The 18,314-nt window shown below is 61.9% G+C and carries 12 protein-coding genes and 1 CRISPR repeat array; of the genes, 3 read left to right on the forward strand and 9 right to left on the reverse strand.

Features of this window, described 5'->3' with window-relative positions:
* The 5 genes from Q0799_RS00505 to cas9 form a co-directional block, all read right to left on the reverse strand.
* Entirely contained in the window at positions 1–873 is an 873-nt protein-coding gene (locus Q0799_RS00505; RefSeq protein WP_298393080.1) for an Hsp33 family molecular chaperone HslO, read from the reverse strand.
* The gene (locus tag Q0799_RS00510) at positions 870–1,235 is read right to left on the reverse strand and encodes an arsenate reductase (protein ID WP_298393082.1); all 366 of its coding nucleotides are present in this window, start codon (positions 1,233–1,235) and stop codon (positions 870–872) included. The genes Q0799_RS00505 and Q0799_RS00510 overlap by 4 nt, the downstream gene beginning before the upstream one ends.
* 118 nt (positions 1,236–1,353) lie before the next feature.
* A CRISPR array of direct repeats spans positions 1,354–4,271; the repeat unit is 37 nt; unit sequence GTTGTAGCTCCCTCTCTCACCCCGGAAAGCTACAATC.
* Between the two features lie 63 nt (positions 4,272–4,334).
* On the reverse strand, positions 4,335–4,643 hold the full coding sequence (gene cas2, locus Q0799_RS00515) for a CRISPR-associated endonuclease Cas2 (protein ID WP_298393084.1): 309 nt from the start codon (positions 4,641–4,643) through the stop codon (positions 4,335–4,337).
* 27 nt (positions 4,644–4,670) lie between these two features.
* Positions 4,671–5,573 carry a type II CRISPR-associated endonuclease Cas1 gene (gene cas1, locus Q0799_RS00520; RefSeq protein ID WP_298393086.1) on the reverse strand — a complete coding sequence of 301 codons (903 nt, stop codon included), beginning with the start codon at positions 5,571–5,573 and terminating at the stop codon, positions 4,671–4,673.
* Positions 5,560–8,937 carry a type II CRISPR RNA-guided endonuclease Cas9 gene (cas9, locus tag Q0799_RS00525; RefSeq protein WP_298393088.1) on the reverse strand — a complete coding sequence of 1,126 codons (3,378 nt, stop codon included), beginning with the start codon at positions 8,935–8,937 and terminating at the stop codon, positions 5,560–5,562. Before cas9 ends, cas1 begins: the two co-directional genes overlap by 14 nt.
* Before the next feature lie 294 nt (positions 8,938–9,231).
* Here cas9 and Q0799_RS00530 point away from each other — a divergent pair, with 294 nt between their 5' ends.
* Both Q0799_RS00530 and Q0799_RS00535 read left to right on the forward strand, forming a co-directional pair.
* Positions 9,232–11,280, forward strand: a complete 2,049-nt coding sequence (locus Q0799_RS00530; protein ID WP_298393090.1) for a PhoX family phosphatase — start codon at positions 9,232–9,234, stop codon at positions 11,278–11,280.
* 65 nt (positions 11,281–11,345) lie between these two features.
* The gene (locus Q0799_RS00535; protein ID WP_298393092.1) at positions 11,346–12,428 is read left to right on the forward strand and encodes an NADH:flavin oxidoreductase/NADH oxidase; all 1,083 of its coding nucleotides are present in this window, start codon (positions 11,346–11,348) and stop codon (positions 12,426–12,428) included.
* Here Q0799_RS00535 and Q0799_RS00540 read toward each other — a convergent pair.
* Positions 12,425–14,731: a Tex family protein gene (locus Q0799_RS00540; protein ID WP_298393094.1), complete on the reverse strand. Its 2,307-nt coding sequence runs from the start codon at positions 14,729–14,731 to the stop codon at positions 12,425–12,427. The two genes, Q0799_RS00535 and Q0799_RS00540, sit on opposite strands and share 4 nt — an antisense overlap.
* A gap of 119 nt (positions 14,732–14,850) precedes the next feature.
* Here Q0799_RS00540 and fliW point away from each other — a divergent pair, with 119 nt between their 5' ends.
* Positions 14,851–15,291, forward strand: a complete 441-nt coding sequence (gene fliW, locus Q0799_RS00545; RefSeq protein ID WP_298393096.1) for a flagellar assembly protein FliW — start codon at positions 14,851–14,853, stop codon at positions 15,289–15,291.
* A 60-nt stretch (positions 15,292–15,351) separates the two neighbouring features.
* On the opposite strand, the gene Q0799_RS00550 is transcribed toward fliW, so the two are convergent.
* From Q0799_RS00550 to Q0799_RS00560, 3 genes are read right to left on the reverse strand one after another with little or no spacing between them, the layout of a single operon-like run.
* Positions 15,352–16,101 carry a M90 family metallopeptidase gene (locus Q0799_RS00550; protein WP_298393098.1) on the reverse strand — a complete coding sequence of 250 codons (750 nt, stop codon included), beginning with the start codon at positions 16,099–16,101 and terminating at the stop codon, positions 15,352–15,354.
* Between the two features lies 1 nt (position 16,102).
* Positions 16,103–16,987: a DMT family transporter gene (locus Q0799_RS00555; protein ID WP_298393553.1), complete on the reverse strand. Its 885-nt coding sequence runs from the start codon at positions 16,985–16,987 to the stop codon at positions 16,103–16,105.
* Positions 16,984–18,294 carry a Glu/Leu/Phe/Val dehydrogenase gene (locus Q0799_RS00560; protein WP_298393100.1) on the reverse strand — a complete coding sequence of 437 codons (1,311 nt, stop codon included), beginning with the start codon at positions 18,292–18,294 and terminating at the stop codon, positions 16,984–16,986. The genes Q0799_RS00555 and Q0799_RS00560 overlap by 4 nt, the downstream gene beginning before the upstream one ends.
* Positions 18,295–18,314: the final 20 nt, after the last annotated feature.

Genomic DNA, 18,314 nt, shown 5'->3' on the forward strand with positions numbered 1-18,314 from the left:
TCAGTGCAGCGACTGGCCGTCGAACAGGGCGGCCACGTCGGCCGGGCTGAAGCGGTAATCGCGATTGCAGATATCGTCGCGGATCAGGATTTCGCCGTGCTCGGCCAGAATGGTTTCGGCGTCGGCGCGGCCCAGGCTGCGGATCATGTCGCGCACCTTGTCCCAATCCTCGGGGCAGTGATAAACCACCGTCTGCGGATCGTAGAGGCGGATGCCGCGGGCCTCGATTTCCTCGTGGAACAGCCGGCCGAGCAGCGTTTCCGCATCCAGCTCCAGCAATTCGCTGGTCTTCACCGTCGCCGCCAGTTGCGTGACGCGATCCCAGCCGTCGGCATCGTGCTGATCCGCCTGCGGCAGCTTCTGCAGGAACAGGCACACGGCCGCCCGCGGGCTGGCCGTGGTGAACAGGCGCGACGGCTGCTGCTCGGACTGCTCCAGGTAATGCTCGAAAATCTGCGCAATGCTGTCGCCGACCATCGGCACATAGCTCTGGTAGGGCTGGCGCGCCGTCGGCAGGTCCAGGCTCATCAGCAACTGCCCGCCCTGGTGGGCGCCGAGCAGCTCCGGCACCGGCGCCGGCAGCACCACCGGGTTGCTGCGCGCCATGCCGCGCATCTGCAATTGCTCGTTGCAATCCATTACCAGCAACTGGATCGGCCCGTTGCCGCGCAACTGCAGCGTCAGCCGGCCCGGCTGCTTCAACTGCGCCGCGATCAGCGCCGTCACCGCCGCCGTCTCGCCCAGCAACTGCGCCACCGTCGGCTGGTAATCGCGGCCGGCCTGCATCTGCGTCCAGGCATCGCCCAGATGAACAATCGCCCCGCGAATGTCCAGCCCCTCGAAAATGAAGCGACGAACCGTACTCACGCTCATTTCAGCTTTTCCGCATAAATTTCCGGCGCAAAGCCGACCAGCAGGGCATTGCCGATATCCAGCACCGGCCGCTTGATCAGCGCCGGATACTGCGCCATCAACGCCAGCGCCTTGGCCTCATCCACATCGGCCCGCTCGGCGTCGCTCAGCTTCTTCCACATCAGGCCGCGCTTGTTGAGCAACACCTCCCAACCCGCCCGCGCCGCCCAATCCGGCAAATTCGCTGCAGCCACACCGGCCTTCTTGTAATCGATGAATTCGTAAGCGATCCCGTTCTCCGTCAGCCAGGTCATGGCTTTCTTCATGGTGTCGCAGTTCTTGATGCCGTACATGACCGGCTGGCTTGGGGTGGCTTTGTTCATATCCGTGATTCTGGCGTAGGGAAGCGGGCCATGCCCGCGACAGGGCGCAATGATAACAGGCGGCCAGGTGGTGAGAGTCTCCAGACCACGGAGGAGGGGGTTAGTCAATCCCTCCTAGGTTGTAGCTCCCTCTCTAACCCCGGAAAGCTACAATCCCGATGCCGCAAGCATCGCCCAGGACGTAAGTTGTAGCTCCCTCTCTCACCCCGGAAAGCTACAATCGCGCCCGCTTGAACGGATGCGCGTCCTCAAGTTGTAGCTCCCTCTCTCACCCCGGAAAGCTACAATCGGGTAAGGTCGGACGTATAGCCGCCGCCTTGTTGTAGCTCCCTCTCTCACCCCGGAAAGCTACAATCACTGAGCAGATCCTTGACTGGTTCGAGCACGTTGTAGCTCCCTCTCTCACCCCGGAAAGCTACAATCCGAAGCGGGCGTCGAAGGTGTCGCCACGGCGTTGTAGCTCCCTCTCTCACCCCGGAAAGCTACAATCAGCCTTGGCGTTCGCCCGCATGTTCATTGAGTTGTAGCTCCCTCTCTCACCCCGGAAAGCTACAATCGGGTTTCGACCTTGTTGTAGGCGGCAAAGCGTTGTAGCTCCCTCTCTCACCCCGGAAAGCTACAATCGAAATGCCAAAGGAGCCCGACCCGGCGAACGTTGTAGCTCCCTCTCTCACCCCGGAAAGCTACAATCGGAGTAATTGACATGGCCGTCGTAATCTTCGTTGTAGCTCCCTCTCTCACCCCGGAAAGCTACAATCGCTGGACCTGGGCATACGTCAACGATTCACGTTGTAGCTCCCTCTCTCACCCCGGAAAGCTACAATCGGACCGGCAAACATCGGCGCGATATACATGGTTGTAGCTCCCTCTCTCACCCCGGAAAGCTACAATCAGGCGTCAGTGAACGCGCTCTCAGCGCCACGTTGTAGCTCCCTCTCTTACCCCGGAAAGCTACAATCGGCCGATCCACTTCACCAGTCGGGTTGTCAGTTGTAGCTCCCTCTCTCACCCCGGAAAGCTACAATCACCTGGAACAACTGCTGTCCGACCTGCTGGGTTGTAGCTCCCTCTCTCACCCCGGAAAGCTACAATCGGACTTCGCCGATGCCGCGTTCGGCGCCACGTTGTAGCTCCCTCTCTCACCCCGGAAAGCTACAATCCGCTATGCAAGCAGCCATCGCACCACCGGCGTTGTAGCTCCCTCTCTCACCCCGGAAAGCTACAATCGGCGCGCCATCGGGGGTTTCGTCGCGGGTCGTTGTAGCTCCCTCTCTCACCCCGGAAAGCTACAATCTCATTTTTAACTCATCACATTGGCCGCCATGTTGTAGCTCCCTCTCTCACCCCGGAAAGCTACAATCACATCATCGTACAGGAGTTAGCCATGACCAGTTGTAGCTCCCTCTCTCACCCCGGAAAGCTACAATCCTGGCCAGCAGTCCGGCGCGGAATCGCTCCGTTGTAGCTCCCTCTCTCACCCCGGAAAGCTACAATCATTGGCTGAAAGATACCATCCAGGTCAATAGTTGTAGCTCCCTCTCTCACCCCGGAAAGCTACAATCTCTGCGCATGGCCGACGAAGACCCGAACATGTTGTAGCTCCCTCTCTCACCCCGGAAAGCTACAATCCTTCGGCTCGATCATGTCGGCAGGCAGCAGGTTGTAGCTCCCTCTCTCACCCCGGAAAGCTACAATCCCGTCGAGCTGGAGTTGCCGAACTTGAAGCGTTGTAGCTCCCTCTCTCACCCCGGAAAGCTACAATCATCATCAACCACGGAGGCACCATGTCAACCGTTGTAGCTCCCTCTCTCACCCCGGAAAGCTACAATCTCGGGTTGGGTTGAGTGTGGAAACTGAATCGTTGTAGCTCCCTCTCTCACCCCGGAAAGCTACAATCCATACCTCTGCCACACCTCGCCAAGGTATGGTTGTAGCTCCCTCTCTCACCCCGGAAAGCTACAATCCCGCCCGACGTGCACAACCTCGATGCACCGGTTGTAGCTCCCTCTCTCACCCCGGAAAGCTACAATCGTCAGTCGCAGCGCAGCTTTGCCGCCGCCGGTTGTAGCTCCCTCTCTCACCCCGGAAAGCTACAATCCCGTCGCGCCCCGGGACCAGCGGACCTTCAGTTGTAGCTCCCTCTCTCACCCCGGAAAGCTACAATCAAGGCTGCGGTCTTTGACTTCGCTGCCACGGTTGTAGCTCCCTCTCTCACCCCGGAAAGCTACAATCATGGCGGACTGGGTCTCCGACTAGGCTATCGTTGTAGCTCCCTCTCTCACCCCGGAAAGCTACAATCCCACCGCGCCAACAGTCGATGGCTACCGGGGTTGTAGCTCCCTCTCTCACCCCGGAAAGCTACAATCCACCACGGCCATCACCACAATCGACAGCAGGTTGTAGCTCCCTCTCTCACCCCGGAAAGCTACAATCGGCTGATCGGCATGAACCTTAGTCGCGCCTGTTGTAGCTCCCTCTCTCACCCCGGAAAGCTACAATCCGCTTTCCATGCACCGCATCAACCACCCGCGTTGTAGCTCCCTCTCTCACCCCGGAAAGCTACAATCTTTCGGTGCCAACGGCCAGCATTGAGGTGAGTTGTAGCTCCCTCTCTCACCCCGGAAAGCTACAATCATCAGCGCGGAGAAGTCGCTTTCGGGGAAGGTTGTAGCTCCCTCTCTCACCCCGGAAAGCTACAATCTGCCTCGGAGATGCCGATACCGACGTACAGGTTGTAGCTCCCTCTCTCACCCCGGAAAGCTACAATCGGCAAAGGGCCGAGCGAGGACGACGACGACGTTGTAGCTCCCTCTCTCACCCCGGAAAGCTACAATCTTCACGCCGAATCTCGGAAGCGCGCTTGGCGTTGTAGCTCCCTCTCTCACCCCGGAAAGCTACAATCCGTCACCTTCGCGAGGATGGCGACGTCCTTGTTGTAGCTCCCTCTCTCACCCCGGAAAGCTACAATCATCATGTTGAATGGAACCACCGTAAAAGCAGTTGTAGCTCCCTCTCTCACCCCGGAAAGCTACAATCTGACGAAACCAAATTTCCCGCCCGGCCTAACTGGGCGGGAAATTTTTTTGTGTAAATCCGTTATCAGAACAACAACATCTGGTTCGCCGGAACCTTTTTTTCCTGAAAAAGCGGCATGCCGACCAGCAGGCGAATTCCGGCGAACTGCTTTTCCGTGACGGTCATGCAGCGAATGGAGCCGGCGGGTGGGAGGCTGTCGATCAAGCGTTTGAGGTGTTTTTCGTGGTCGTCGTTGCCGTTCAGCAAACGGGCGTAGACGGACCATTGGATCATGTCGTAGCCGTCATTGAGCAGGAAACGGCGAAACTGGACGTAGGCGCGTTTCTCAGTCTTGGTGACCATGGGCAGATCGAAGAAGACGATGAGTCGCATGAAGCGTCGTGTCTCCAGTCCCATGCCTCAGCATTCCAGCCGGTGGGCCTGCAAGCCGATCAAGGCTGGGAGTTCGAGTTCGCTGTTGCCCTCCTCGAATAGCCGGGCAAGGCTCTCGACAGCATATTCGACGGCGGATAGCGCGGACATCTTGCCTTGCGGCATGCCGACATCGACGTTGAGCAAGGCAACCAGTTCTGCCTTGTCCTGCGGGCTGAGATCGCCTTCGGTGAAAGCCGGGTTCTTGGCGACATGCAGGTCGACCAGGGGGCGGAAGGGTTCGATGAGGTCGTCGGCCAGATTGAAGGCGTTTTGCTCGCTGGAGTGGAAGAGGCCGATGGGCGGGTGCATGCCGTGGGCGACCAGTCCCCGGGCAATGGCGCCGCGTAACACGGCATAGCCATAATCGAGTGCGGCATTGACCCAGCGTTCTTCGGCACGATAAAAACCCTGGCCGAAGAGTTGGGTGAAATAGAAGGCGGCGGCCTGACCTTCGAGGTTTTCCGTGTCACCTGAACGCACGCGCCGGGCGTAGGAATCCATACGGTCAACACCGTTTTTCGCGCAAAAACGAAGAACGGCTGTCTGGTTTTCGATCTTGCGTCGAACGATGTTGGCCCACGCTTGTTTGGCCAGGGGGCGGGGAATGTCCATCTGTTTGCGCATCAGGCGCGTGGTGCGGGAGTGCGCGAGAAACGGCAGGAAAACGCCATTGGGCTGGTGGTTGTCACCGGTGGCGTAGAGGCCGATGCCGTAGTCGGCGCAAGCTGACAGGACCGGGTGGGTGAGCTGGATTTCGCGGTGGTTGAGGACGATGATGGCAATGTCCTCGAAGGGGACAAAGACAGTCTGTTCCTGCTCGATGGCCAGGGAGAAATGCTCCCGGCGCAGCTTGGCTGGCCGGGAGATCATCACACTACGCCAGCCCACGACGTTTCTCCGGTGGGGCGGGGTAGATATTGCCGAGGGTGTCGACGTGGAATTTTTGGATTCGTTTTGCGCTCGCAACGGATTTTCGGAAATAGTCTTTGTCTGGCTTGGGTTGGTCATGGGCACGAAGGGTTAGACGGCCGTCGCTTTCGTACATGACAAAGTACCCTTGATAGGTGATATCCCCGAGCGTAACGGCTACTAAATCGTTTTTGGTCAGTGAGAACAGAAACTCTGCACTGTCAGGGATAGAGCTAGGTGCGATTCGAGCGGAATAGTGGGCCGTGTAGGCAGGTTCGATCAGAATCCGCTTTCCATCGCGAAAAACGTCTACGTGCAGCATGTCGCCAAGCTCCGCGACTCCCCCGCGGACTTTCATTCCCCCTTTTTGAGTTGAGATTAGTTTGACGGTTTTGACCTGTGGGCCGTCGCCGTCGCCGTCGCGGGAAGGTTTAAAAATGGGCTCGGCAAAGGCACGTTTTCCATCGTCGTTGAATTCGATCAGGCGTTTTTGTAGCAGATCGATTAGCGAAGCGTTTCGCGGATCGCCAGCGCCTACGATGTTTGAAAGCGAAGCCAACTTGAGTTTTTGAAGCGAGACTCTTACATGGCTTTGGTTATTGGCAATTCGCTTGGACGAGCGAATGGTTTCCTCGTGAATAGCTCCGCTGCCTCGGCGTTGTACTGCACGAGAAACGAATAAAGGTTTCAGGGCCACGAGTTCTTCCTCGCTGTAGCTGCCCAAAACAGACAGCTCCTTGCACAACTGTTCCGGCGAATCAATTTCTAACCGGGCTTTGAGCTCGTTGCGGAAGTGCGGCCAAGGATCGGGGAAGTGTTCGTGCAGTTGCCGGTGCATGGCCGGATTGACGATATCGCCGGTTTGGATATTCGCGAAGCCATCCCGTACATGTTCCAACTCGCGAGTACGCGAGTAGTTGGACAAGCGCTGCACCATGCTGCGACTGCATGCCGCAACGACGGCAGCGTCGAGGGCGTGGTGGCGGTCGCTGTCGGAGCGAATTTTGAGTAGTCCCCAGCGGGCGCGCAGGAAGCCGGTCAGTTGGCCGCTTAGGACAACGCATTGCTTGTCGTGGCGCCCGTCTGCCAGTTTCAAGTAACGCTCGACATAGTTCTTGAAAAACCTGCAGATGTAGCGGGTGTCATTGAGATTACGCGCCTTGAACTCTTCTGCTTCCTTCTCGCCAAAATCCTTTCGAAGCAGGCGGGTGCGCTTGGCCAGCCGATACGCCTTGTTCGCCTCGACAAAGGCGACATAGCGTTGCCAGCGTTCGCTGTTATCGGCACCTCCCAAGTATTCGTAAGGCGTGCGGTTGCCCTTGTCTCGGTTTTCGCGGGTCAGGACAAGCACCTTGTTGTTCTTGCTGTCATCGAAGCTGCGCGAGTAGGGCAGGGCGTGGTCGATTTCTACATAACCAGCTTCAAGCAGCCGATTCAGGTCCAATGCTTCCAGGGAATACGCGCATTTGCCGAATTGTTCCCTATACAAAGACCACTTTGTAAATTCGCGACCGTGCCGTTCTCTATCGGCTGGTTCGTGAAGGCCGCAATTGGCCGCGTGCTTCTTGAATTCTTGCCAGTTGTCGTCATTCCTCTTTTGATATTCCAGTTGCTCTCGCTGAATGTCTTGCCGGCCTTCAATGTATTTTCCTTGAGAGTTCCAGTGTCCTTTCAACGGTCTGGATAGATCGCGAGCCATTTCGATATGAACCGCAACCGGAGAGCCTTTTTGTTTGCGGATGATGGCATTCACCACCTTGCGCGCCTGATTCAGCGAACGCAGGACGACGGGATTGCGAGGGATGCCACCTGTAATCTCTTCATCAAGTCGCTTGCTAAAGAACATCTTGCCTTCTTCGCCGCGCTTGTGGCCGCGAGATTGTTCGTAGAACGGTGGAAGGTAGAGTTCTTTGCCATCTGTGGAGCTGAATAGCTGGCTGTGGTGATAGCCGGCCTCAACGCAAGCCTCGTCGTAGCGTAGCCCCTTTTCCATGTGTGGAACGATGGCGCGTAGGGCTTTCAGCGACAGGGCGTGGAACTTTTCAAAACGGATGTTGAGCAGAGCGTCGATTAGCGCTTCGCGGTTGGGGAGCGATAGCTTGCCAAGTTCGGTACGGACTTCATTATCGTCCTTGTAAACACTGAGCACCCTGGCAATTTGATCGAAGATTTCCGGTTGGCCGCAGAGCGCATCGCCCGAGAGTTTTTTCCATTCGTCGTCGAGGCCGGCCTTGGTCAGCGTTTGGCGCAGTTCCTGCCAGGCGGGGATTTTGACCAGCGTGGCGGATTCCGGATCTTTGGCCTTGCCTTCAGCCTTTTGCGTTTCAGTGGGGTAGGCGAGGCCAATGAATTTGAAGCTACCGGCTTCCAGCAGACCGGCTCTGGACAGCGCCGTGCCGAGTTGCCTGTAGGTCAGGTCGCCGGCTTGTTGGTAAGGCAAGGGCAGACAGAGCTGGCGTTCCTGTTCGGTTAGCTGGCGGGTAACGCCATCGGTGACGATGCGCAGGTTGTTCAGGCGCGTCAGCCAGACGTGGCGTTCGGCGGTGAAACTGGCTTTCGGGGCGCGGTATTCGCCTTTTTCGAAGGTGCAGGTGCCGAGCATCTTGAGCAGGTCGGCACCGGCGAGGGCAGGGTTCTGCCGCCAGAACAATCCGGTCCTCTTGTCGCCGTTACCGAGGATGTCGGTTTGCAGGGAAATTGATGCATGCGGATTACCGAATTCTCGTTGTTTTTTGAAGAGCAGCGCCAGTTCCTTGGCGAGCAGTTCCCGCGCCAGGGCTTTGGTGTATTCGCCCTGTTTGTTGCGTTGCGCCTCCGGGAATTCGCCCAGCACCATTTCGGCCGCGCTGCGATAGCCTTTTTCCGCCATCAGCTTGGCGGTACCAGCGAGCCCCTGTTTGACCTTGCCGCCTTCGCTCTTGTTGTCGCCCTCGGCTTGCTTTGCTTCGGCGCGGCTGATCCAGTGAAAGCCCCGGTGTTTGCAGAGATGGTAGATGACGCGTGCCCATTCTTCGTCGTTCAGACGGCGGTCGAGGCCGTCGACGCGCAATTGCCAGAGCGGGTGGGTGAAGGCATGCTCAGGCTGGAATGCCTTGGCGTCGGCGATCAGACCTTCGCTTTTCAGTAGGCGGGCCAGTTTCTTTAACCGCCATGCCCGGCGGAACAAGCGCCGCCGCATGAGGCGCGCGCTGCGTCGGGCGAGGTTCAGCGATTCCCCTTCCTTGGCGGTTTCGGCCTTGTCGAAGGCGCGCACGCCCAAGTCAATGATGTGGGTTTCGCCAAGAACGCACCAGCCGACCGATGCGATGCCAATGTCCAGACCAATGGTGTATGTCGCGCTCATGATTTGCAGTTCTTTATTCAGAGTGCGTAGAATAACGCCATGTAGCTTTCCGGGGTGAGAGCCGTTGCTACAATAAGGTGTCACCTTCGGGTGACGACCGAATCCGGCCCGGCAGGGAAACCTGCCGGGCCTTCTTCATTCCGGCATCTGAGTTGTCCTGAATTGGCGGGAGTTTTCGCTGCTAATCGATAGGCCGCAGGTCTGTTCGCCGTTTCCAGCTACCCTGTCACAGCACTGTCGCATAACCCACCTACGATCCACCTGTCCTAACTATCCCCGAACAGGAGCGATCCCATGTCCAGTCTTCCTCCGAACCTGATCATCGACAACGGCGATGGCGATGAGCCTTTGTCCAATCACAGCGGCAACCGGCATTTCAGCGATGTGCTGGCGGTCAATCTGGGGCGGCGGCAGGTGCTCAAGGGGGGCTTGGCGGCGTCGGTGGCTTCGCTGTTTGCTGGGGCGGGGCTGACGGCGTGTGCGACGAATTCGGCGGGGGGCGTGGGTGGTCGGCTGCTTGGTTTTTCGGCGGTGGCGATCAGCGATGCCGATACCGTGCTGGTGCCGCCGGGGTATCGCGCGCAGCCGTTGCTGCCGTGGGGGACGCCGATCACCGGCAGGATGCCGGCTTTCGATCCGCTGAAGAACAGCGGTGCGGATCAGGCGAGCCAGATGGGCAGCCATCATGACGGCATGCATTTCTTCCCCATCGAGGGGCGCGATCCGTTCAACGGCGGTTCGGACGACGGCTTGCTGGTGATGAATCACGAGTATGTCGAGCCGCGTTTCATGCACGCCAGCGCGGTGGGCCAGAAGCTGGATCGCTACGCGGTGCCGGCGCTGGTCAATGGCAAGCGGGTGGCGGATGAATGCCTGAAGGAATTGAATGGCCACGGGGTTTCGGTGGTGCGTATTCGCCGGGGCGAGAACGGTCGCTGGGAGATGGTGGCGGATGCGCGCAACCGTCGCATCACCGGGCTGACGCCGATGGAGATTGCCGGGCCGGTGCGCGGTAGCGATTTTGTCCGGACGCGCTACAGCCCGGATGGCACGCGGGTTCGCGGTACCTTGAACAATTGCGCGCATGGCGTGACGCCGTGGAATACCTACATGATGGCCGAGGAAAACTGGGCCGGTTATTTCATCAACCGCGTGCCGGCGGGCGAGCGTCCGCGCGAGCAGTCGCGTTACGGCGTGCGCAGCCGCGACAGCAAGCCGGCGGCTTCGCGTTACGGCTGGGAACTGGCCGACAGCGGGGCCGACGAGTTTGTCCGTTTCGACGTCACGGCAACGGGGGCGGCGGCGAATCAGGATTATCGCAACGAGGCCAACGGCTTCGGCTGGATGGTCGAGTTTGATCCCTTCAACCCGGCCAGCACGCCGGTCAAGCGTACCGCGCTGGGGCGCTTTGCCCACGAGGGCGTGATTTTCCACAAGGGCGTCGAGGGGCTGCCGGTGGTGTGCTATTCCGGTGACGACGCGACCAACGAGTACATCTACAAGTATGTTTCGCGCGGCGTGTTCGAGCGGGCCAAGGGCCTGGCCAACGGCGCCTTGCTCGACGACGGTACCTTGTACGTGGCGCGTTTCAACGACGATGGCACGGGCGACTGGCTGCCGCTGGTCGTCGGCCAGGGCGCGCTGACCCGCGAGCTGTTCGCCAGCCAGGCCGAGCTGCTGGTCAATACCCGTCTGGCGGCTGACCGCGTCGGGGCAACGCGGATGGATCGTCCGGAGTGGGGCGCCATCGACCCGAAAACCGGGCAGGTCTATTTCACGCTGACCAACAACAGCGGCCGCAACGAGACGAACAAGGCCAATCCGCGCGCGAAAAGCCGTTGGGGCCACATCATCCGCTGGACGGAGGCGGGCAATTCGCCGACGGCGACGCACTTCAAGTGGGACATCTTCCTGTTGTCCGGCCCGGCCGGCGATTCGGAACTGGCCGGCAAGCCGCTCACCGCCGAGCAGATCCACAATAGCCCGGATGGCCTGTGGTTCGACCGTGACGGCCGCTTGTGGATACAGACGGATATCAGCGAAAGCGCGATGAACAAGGGCGATTACGCGCAGTTCGGCAACAACCAGATGTTGTGCGCCGACCCGAACAGCAAGGAACTGCGTCGCTTCCTGGTCGGCCCGCTGGGGCAGGAGATCACCGGCGTGGTGACGACGCCGGACGGCCGCACCATGTTCGTCAATGTCCAGCACCCGGGGGCGACGACCTCGGCCGACGAGTTTGCCGCCGGCAAATTGCGCGGCACCTGGCCGAACCAGGGGCGCTATCCGCGTTCGTCGACCATCGTCATCACCAAGGACGACGGCGGGGTGATCGGCACCTGAGCGGCAAACCGGCGGGCAATGCGGTAGGCTACGGGCTTTTGCCTGTCGCTTTGCCGGAGACCCTGATGCCCGCCTTGTTTTCCCCGCTGACGCTGCGTAGCCTGACCCTGCCCAACCGCATCGGTATTCCGCCGATGTGCCAGTATTCCGCCACCGACGGCCTGGCCGGCGACTGGCATGTGCAGCATTACGGCAGCCGCGCCGTCGGCGGCGCCGGGCTGGTCATCGTCGAGGCCTGCGCGGTGCTGCCGGAAGGGCGGATCAGCCCGGGCGACCTGGGCTTGTGGAACGAGGCCCAGATCGAACCGCTGGCCCGCATTGCCCGCCTGATCGAGCGCCAGGGCGCGGTGCCGGCGATCCAGTTGGCGCATGCAGGGCGCAAGGCCAGCGTTGGCCTGGGCTGGGAAGCGCAGCGTACCTTGAGCGCCGAAGCGGGCGGCTGGACGGCGGTGGCGCCGTCGGCCATCGCTTTCGAGGGCTATGCCGAACCGCAGGCGCTCGATGCAGCCGGTATCGCCGCCGTGGTCGCGGCGTTTGCCGCGGCGGCCGGGCGGGCGTTGACGGCCGGTTTCCGGATGATCGAAATCCATGCCGCGCATGGTTATCTGCTGCACCAGTTCCTGTCGCCGCTGAGCAACCGGCGCACCGACGAATACGGCGGCAGCTTCGCCAATCGCGTGCGCTTGACGCGCGAGGTGGTGGCTGCCGTACGTGCCGTCTGGCCGCAGGAACTGCCGCTGCTGATCCGCCTGTCGGCGACCGACTGGGTCGAGGGCGGCTGGGATGCCGAGCAGACGGTGGCGCTGTGCCGGCTGCTCAAGGAAGACGGCATCGACCTGGTCGATGTCTCGTCCGGTGGCCTGATTCCGAGTGCAAAAATTCCCGCCGGGCCGGGCTTTCAGGTCCCGTTCGCCACGCGTATCCGGCAGGAGGCCGGTTTGCCGGTGGCGGCCGTCGGCCTGATTACCGGCGCGGAACAGGCCGAGGCCATTGTCGCCAACGGCGAGGCCGACCTGGTGCTGGTCGGCCGCGAAATCCTGCGCAATCCCTACTGGCCGCTGCAGGCCGCGCAGGCGCTGGGCGTTGCCGCGGCCTGGCCGGCGCAGTACCTGCGGGCGATGCCCTCGGGAACGCCGAAGCGCGATTAACGCTTCAGCTTGGCGAAGGCGTTGGCCATCGCGTTGCCGGCCGGCGGCGGGGCGTTGTGGCGGGTCTGTTGCTTCGACAGCGGCGCGCCGCGCTGGCTGCCGCCGTCGTGCTTCTTCGGTTCGTCGCCCATGCGCATGGTCAGCGCGATGCGCTGACGGGCGAGGTCGACTTCGAGCACCTTCACTTTCACCACCTGGCCGGCCTTGACCACGTCGTGCGGGTCCTTGACGAAGGTGTTGGACAGCGCCGAGACATGGACCAGACCGTCCTGGTGCACGCCGATGTCGACGAAGGCGCCGAAGGCGGCGACGTTGGTGACGACGCCTTCGAGGATCATGCCCGGGCGCAGGTCCTTCACTTCCTCGACGCCGTCGGCGAAGGTCGCGGTCTTGAACTCGGGGCGCGGGTCACGGCCGGGTTTTTCCAGTTCCTTGAAGATGTCCTGGACGGTCGGCAGGCCGAAGCGTTCGTCGGTGTACCTGGCCGGGTTGAGGCCTTTGAGCGCCTGGCTGTTGCCGAGCAGTTCCTTGATCGGCTTCTTCAGGTCGACGATGATCTTCTCGACCAGCGGATAGGCTTCCGGGTGCACGGAAGAGGCGTCGAGCGGGTTGTCGCCGTTCGGCACGCGCAGGAAGCCGGCGGCCTGTTCGAAGGTCTTGTCGCCGAGGCGCGGCACCTTCTTCAGGTCGTCGCGGCTCTTGAAGGCGCCGTGGGCATCGCGGTAGCTGACGATGTTGGCGGCCAGGCCGGCGTTCAGGCCGGAGATGCGGGTCAGCAGCGGCACCGAGGCGGTATTCACATCGACGCCGACGGCATTCACGCAGTCCTCGACGACGGCATCGAGATTCTTCGCTAGCTTGGTCTGCGAGACGTCGTGCTGGTACTGGCCGACGCCGATGGATTTCGGTTCGATCTTGACCAGTTCGGCCAGCGGGTCCTGCAGGCGGCGGGCAATCGACACCGCACCGCGGATCGATACGTCGAGGTCGGGGAATTCCTTGGCCGCCAGTTCGGAGGCGGAATACACCGAAGCACCGGCTTCCGAGACGACGATCTTCTGCAGCCGGGCTTCCGGGTACTTCTTCATGACGTCCTGCACCAGCTTGTCGGTTTCGCGGCTGGCGGTGCCGTTGCCGATGGCGACCAGGGTCACGCCATGCGTCGAGGCCAGGCGGGCGATGGTCGAGATCGAGCCGGCCCAGTCGTTGCGTGGTTCGTGCGGGTAGATGGTGGCGGTATCGAGCAGCTTGCCGGTGGCGTCGACGACGGCGATCTTGCAGCCGGTGCGGATGCCGGGGTCGATGCCCATGGTCACGTGCTGGCCGGCCGGGGCGGCGAGCAGCAGGTCCTTCAGGTTCTTGCCGAAGATGCGGATGGCTTCTTCCTCGGCGCGCTCGCGCAGTTCGTTGACCAGTTCGAGTTCGAGGTGGGTGTAGACCTTGACCTTCCAGGTCCACCGCACGGTGTCCTGCAGCCACTTGTCGGCCGGGCGGTTCTGATGCTTGATGCCGAAGCGGGCGGCGATGCGCTGTTCGCAGGCGTTCGGGCCGGGTTTGACGGCGTCTTCGTTCAATTCGGAGTCGAGCACCAGGGCGACGTTGAGGAAGCCTTCGTTGCGCCCGCGCAGCAGCGCCAGCGCGCGGTGCGAGGGCATGTCGACGATGGATTCGGCGAAGTCGAACCAGTCGCGGAACTTGGCGCCTTCGGTCTCCTTGCCTTCGATTACCGTCGATTTGAGCAGGCCGTGTTCCTTCAGGTAGTCGCGCAGCGTCTGCAAGAGTTGCGCGTCTTCGGCGAACTTCTCCATCAGGATCTGGCGGGCGCCGTCGAGCACCGCCTTGGTGTCGGCGAAGCCGGCGTCGGCGTTGAGGTACTTCTCGGCCTCGTCTTCCGGCGTCAGCTCGGGGTTCTCCAGCAGGCCGAGGGCCAACGGCTCGATCCCGGCTTCGCGGGCGATCTGCGCTTTGGTCCGGCGCTTCTGCTTGTACGGCAGGTAGAGGTCTTCGAGGCGCTGCTTCGTTTCGGCGTTTTCGATCTCGCCGCGCAGTTCCGGCGTCAGCTTGCCCTGTTCCTCGATGCTGGCGAGCACCGCGCCGCGCCGGTCTTCGAGTTCGCGCAGGTAACCGAGGCGTTCTTCCAGCGTGCGCAGTTGCGTGTCGTCGAGTTCGCCGGTGACTTCCTTGCGGTAGCGGGCGATGAAGGGCACGGTGGCACCTTCGTCGAGCAGCTGGACGGCGGCCTTGACCTGGGCCGGACGGACGTTGAGTTCGAGGGCGATGCGGTGTTCGATGGGAGCGAGCATTGAAGGCGATACTGCAAAAATGGGGGGTGAATGATGCGGAATCCAAACTGAAATTACAACTCTTGTCCGACTGGTGTAGGATGTGTTTGTAAGCATTCCAATGACAGAGGAGGAAATACATGCAAGTTCAGACTTACCTGTTTGGTGCCGTCGACGTTTCGCCGGAAAAAGTGATTACTTTCCCGAAGGGGCTGTTCGCTTTCGAGGGCAAGACCCGCTTCATGCTGGCGCACGAGGAAGGCAAGGGCGCGCCGGCCAGTTTCACGCTGCAGTCGCTGGACGAGCCGGCGCTGGCTTTCCAGATCATGGACCCGGCTGCGCTGGGTTTCAGCTATGAGCTCGAACTGACCGACGAGGAAGATGCACTGCTGCAATCGCCGGCCGCCGAGGACGTCGCCGTGATGCTGATCCTGTACAAGCAGGAAGAAGAAGGCGCCGGCATTGCACCGAGCCTGCGCGCACCGCTGATCATCAACCTGAAGGCCCGTGTCGGCCTGCAGAAGCTGCTGGCCCAGGTGGCCACCAACGTCACGCTGTCGAATCTGGTCAGCAAGGTCTGATCGCTTCCAGCCGTTAGCTAAATGGCCGGCCCTGCGGGGCCGGCTTTATTTTGCCCGGAATCAGGCGGGCAAGCGGGCCAGCGGGTCCTGGCGGAAATAGCGGCGCAGCAGGTCATAGACCGCCGGGTACTCGGCATCGACGACCTCGGGAATGCCGAAGAAGCATTCGCTGAGCACGGCGAAGAACTCGGCCGGCGCCTCGCTGGCATAGGGGTCGATGATCGTCTCTTCGCCGTCGTCCACGCGACGGCAGAAGTCGTCGTAGGCCGGGTGGAAGATGCCTTCCCATTCACTGGCCGTGATGCCCGAATGCAGCGCCGGCATGCCATCGACGTCGCCGTTGAGCATGTCGAGCTTGTGCGCGAATTCGTGGATGACTACGTTGTAGTCGCCGCCGGCCATCTGCACGTCGCGCCAGGACACCAGCAGCGGGCCGCCTTCCCAGGCTTCGCCGGAGAGTACGTCGTCGTATTCGTGCACGACGCCGTCGTCGTCGGCAACTTCGCGCCGAACGACGAATTCGTCGGGGTAGACGATGATGCCGACCCATTCGCGGTAGGCGGCCAGGCCGAGCTTCAGGATGGGCAGGCAGCCCTGGGCGGCGATGGCGACGCAGATTTCATCGGTCAGTTCCAGGCCGCCGGCGGTGGAAAACTCCTTTTCCGCCAGGAAGGCTTCGCTCAGGGATTTCAGCGCTTGACGCTCGTCTTCGTTCAAATGACCGAAGAACGGCAGGCTGTCCATGGTCTGCTGCCACAAGGCCTCGGGAATCGGCTGCGGGCGCCGGCGCAGCCAGTCGAGCAGGCCCATGTCAGCCTTTCTTCATGGTCAGCCAGATGCCGGCGAAAATCAGCGCGATGCCGGCGTAGTGGTAGGCGTACGGGATTTCACCGAGGAAGACGACCGACAGCAGCGTGCCGAATACCGGCATCAGGTGGATGAACAGGCTGGCCTTGTTGGCACCGACTTCGGCAACGCCGCGGTTGTAGAAGATGTAGCCGACGAAGCTGGGGAAGATACCGACATAGGCCAGTGACAGCAGCGAGCCGGCATGCACGTTGATTGTCCGCCCCTGGGCCATTTCCCAGAGATAGGCCGGGAGCAGCGCGGCCAGGCCGACCGCGGTGAAGGCGGCGAGCATCAGCATCGGATGCACGCCGGCCGGGCGCCAGGCCAGGCCGACCGTGTAGATCGCCCAGATGGCGACGGCGCCGAGCATCCACAGGTCGCCGGTGTTGAGCGCGAGGTGCAGCAGCACCTCGAGGTCGCCGCGGGCGACGATGGTCAGCGCACCGATCAGCGAGACGACGACGCCGAGCGCGGCCAGCGGCGTCAGCCGCTTGCCGAGGAAGGCCCAGGAGATGGCGATGGTGGCCACCGGGATGAAGGAGTTGAGCAGCACCGCGTTGGTTGCCGTGGTCGTCTGCAAGGCCAGGTAGGCGAAGGTGTTGTAGCCGCCGACGCCGAGCAGGCCGAGGACGAACACCGGCCGCCAGCCTTGCTTGAGCAGCTGCCACTGACTTTTCAGGTGCGGCAGCGCCAGCGGCAGGACCAGCATGAAGGCGATGGCCCAGCGCCAGAAGGCCAGTGCCATCGGCGGTACATCGGCACGGATGCCGCGACCTAGAACCATGTTGCCTGACCAGAACAGCGCGGTCAGGGTGAGCAGCAGATAGGGGTTGGTGAGGTATTTCAGGGGTACAGCCCTCGTTCGGCGCGCGCTTCGAGCACGCGGTGGCAGGCAATGATGAAGGCGGCGGTGCGCAGCGGGACCTGTTTTTCCTGAGCGACCTGCCAGATGGCGTCGTAGGCGCTGACCATGATGCGTTCGAGGCGGGCGTTGATCTCGTCCTCGGTCCAGAAGAAGCTGGAGAAATCCTGCACCCACTCGAAGTACGACACGGTGACGCCACCGGCGTTGGCCAGCACGTCGGGAACGACCAGGACACCACGGTCGCGCAGCACGTCGTCGGCGGCCGGCGTGGTCGGGCCGTTGGCGCCTTCGACGACGATACGGGCGCGGACGCGGTTGGCGCGTTCCGGCGTGATCTGGCCTTCCAGCGCGGCGGGGACCAGATACTCGCATTCGAGCTGCCAGAAGTCCTCGATATCGATCGGCGCTGCGCCGTTGAAGCCGGCCAGGCCGCCGTGTTCGGCGACCCAGGCCTGGGCGGCCGGGATGTCGATGCCGGCTTCGTTGGCCAGCGTCGCCGTATGATCGGCGATGGCAATGACGCGGGCACCGGCGGCACGGAACAGCCGGGCGGCGATGCCGCCGACGTTGCCGAAGCCCTGGACGACGACGCGCGCGCCTTCCATCGGGATGTGCTGGTGCTTGCCGGCTTCGCGGGCGCACAGGTAAACGCCGCGACCGGTGGCCTCCTGGCGGCCGAGGCTGCCGCCCAGGGCAATCGGCTTGCCGGTGACGACGCCGGTGGCGGTGCCGCCGCGGTTCATCGAGAAGGTGTCCATCATCACCGCCATGGTCTTGGCGTTGGTGCCGACGTCGGGTGCCGGAATGTCGCGGTCGGGGCCGATGATCAGACCGATTTCCGAGGTGTAGCGGCGCGTCATGCGCTGCAATTCGCCCTTGCTCAGGCTGCTCGGATCGACCCGGATGCCGCCCTTGGCGCCGCCGAAGGGCAGGCCGATGGCGGCGTTCTTGACGGTCATCCAGCCGGCCAGCGCCATGACTTCGTTGAGCGTCACCGCCGGGTGGAAGCGGATGCCACCCTTGCCGGGCCCGCGCGACAGGTTGTGCTGGACGCGGTAGCCCTCGAAGTGGGCGATGGTCCCGTCGTCGCGCTCGATCGGCACGTCGACGATCAGCGTCCGTTTCGGATGCTTCAGCGTTTCGATCCAGCGTTCGAGCGGCCCCAGGTAGGGGCGCACGCGCTCGATCTGTTCGATGAAGCTGGCCCAGGGCTCCGGGGCCGCCGGGTTGAGGTAGGAAAGGCCGCCGAGTCTGGCCGATGCGCCTGAATTGTCGTCATGCATGCTCATGCTGAATCCTTTCCTTCCAG

The organism is uncultured Azonexus sp. (assembly GCF_937982035.1).
Lineage (GTDB): Bacteria > Pseudomonadota > Gammaproteobacteria > Burkholderiales > Rhodocyclaceae > Azonexus.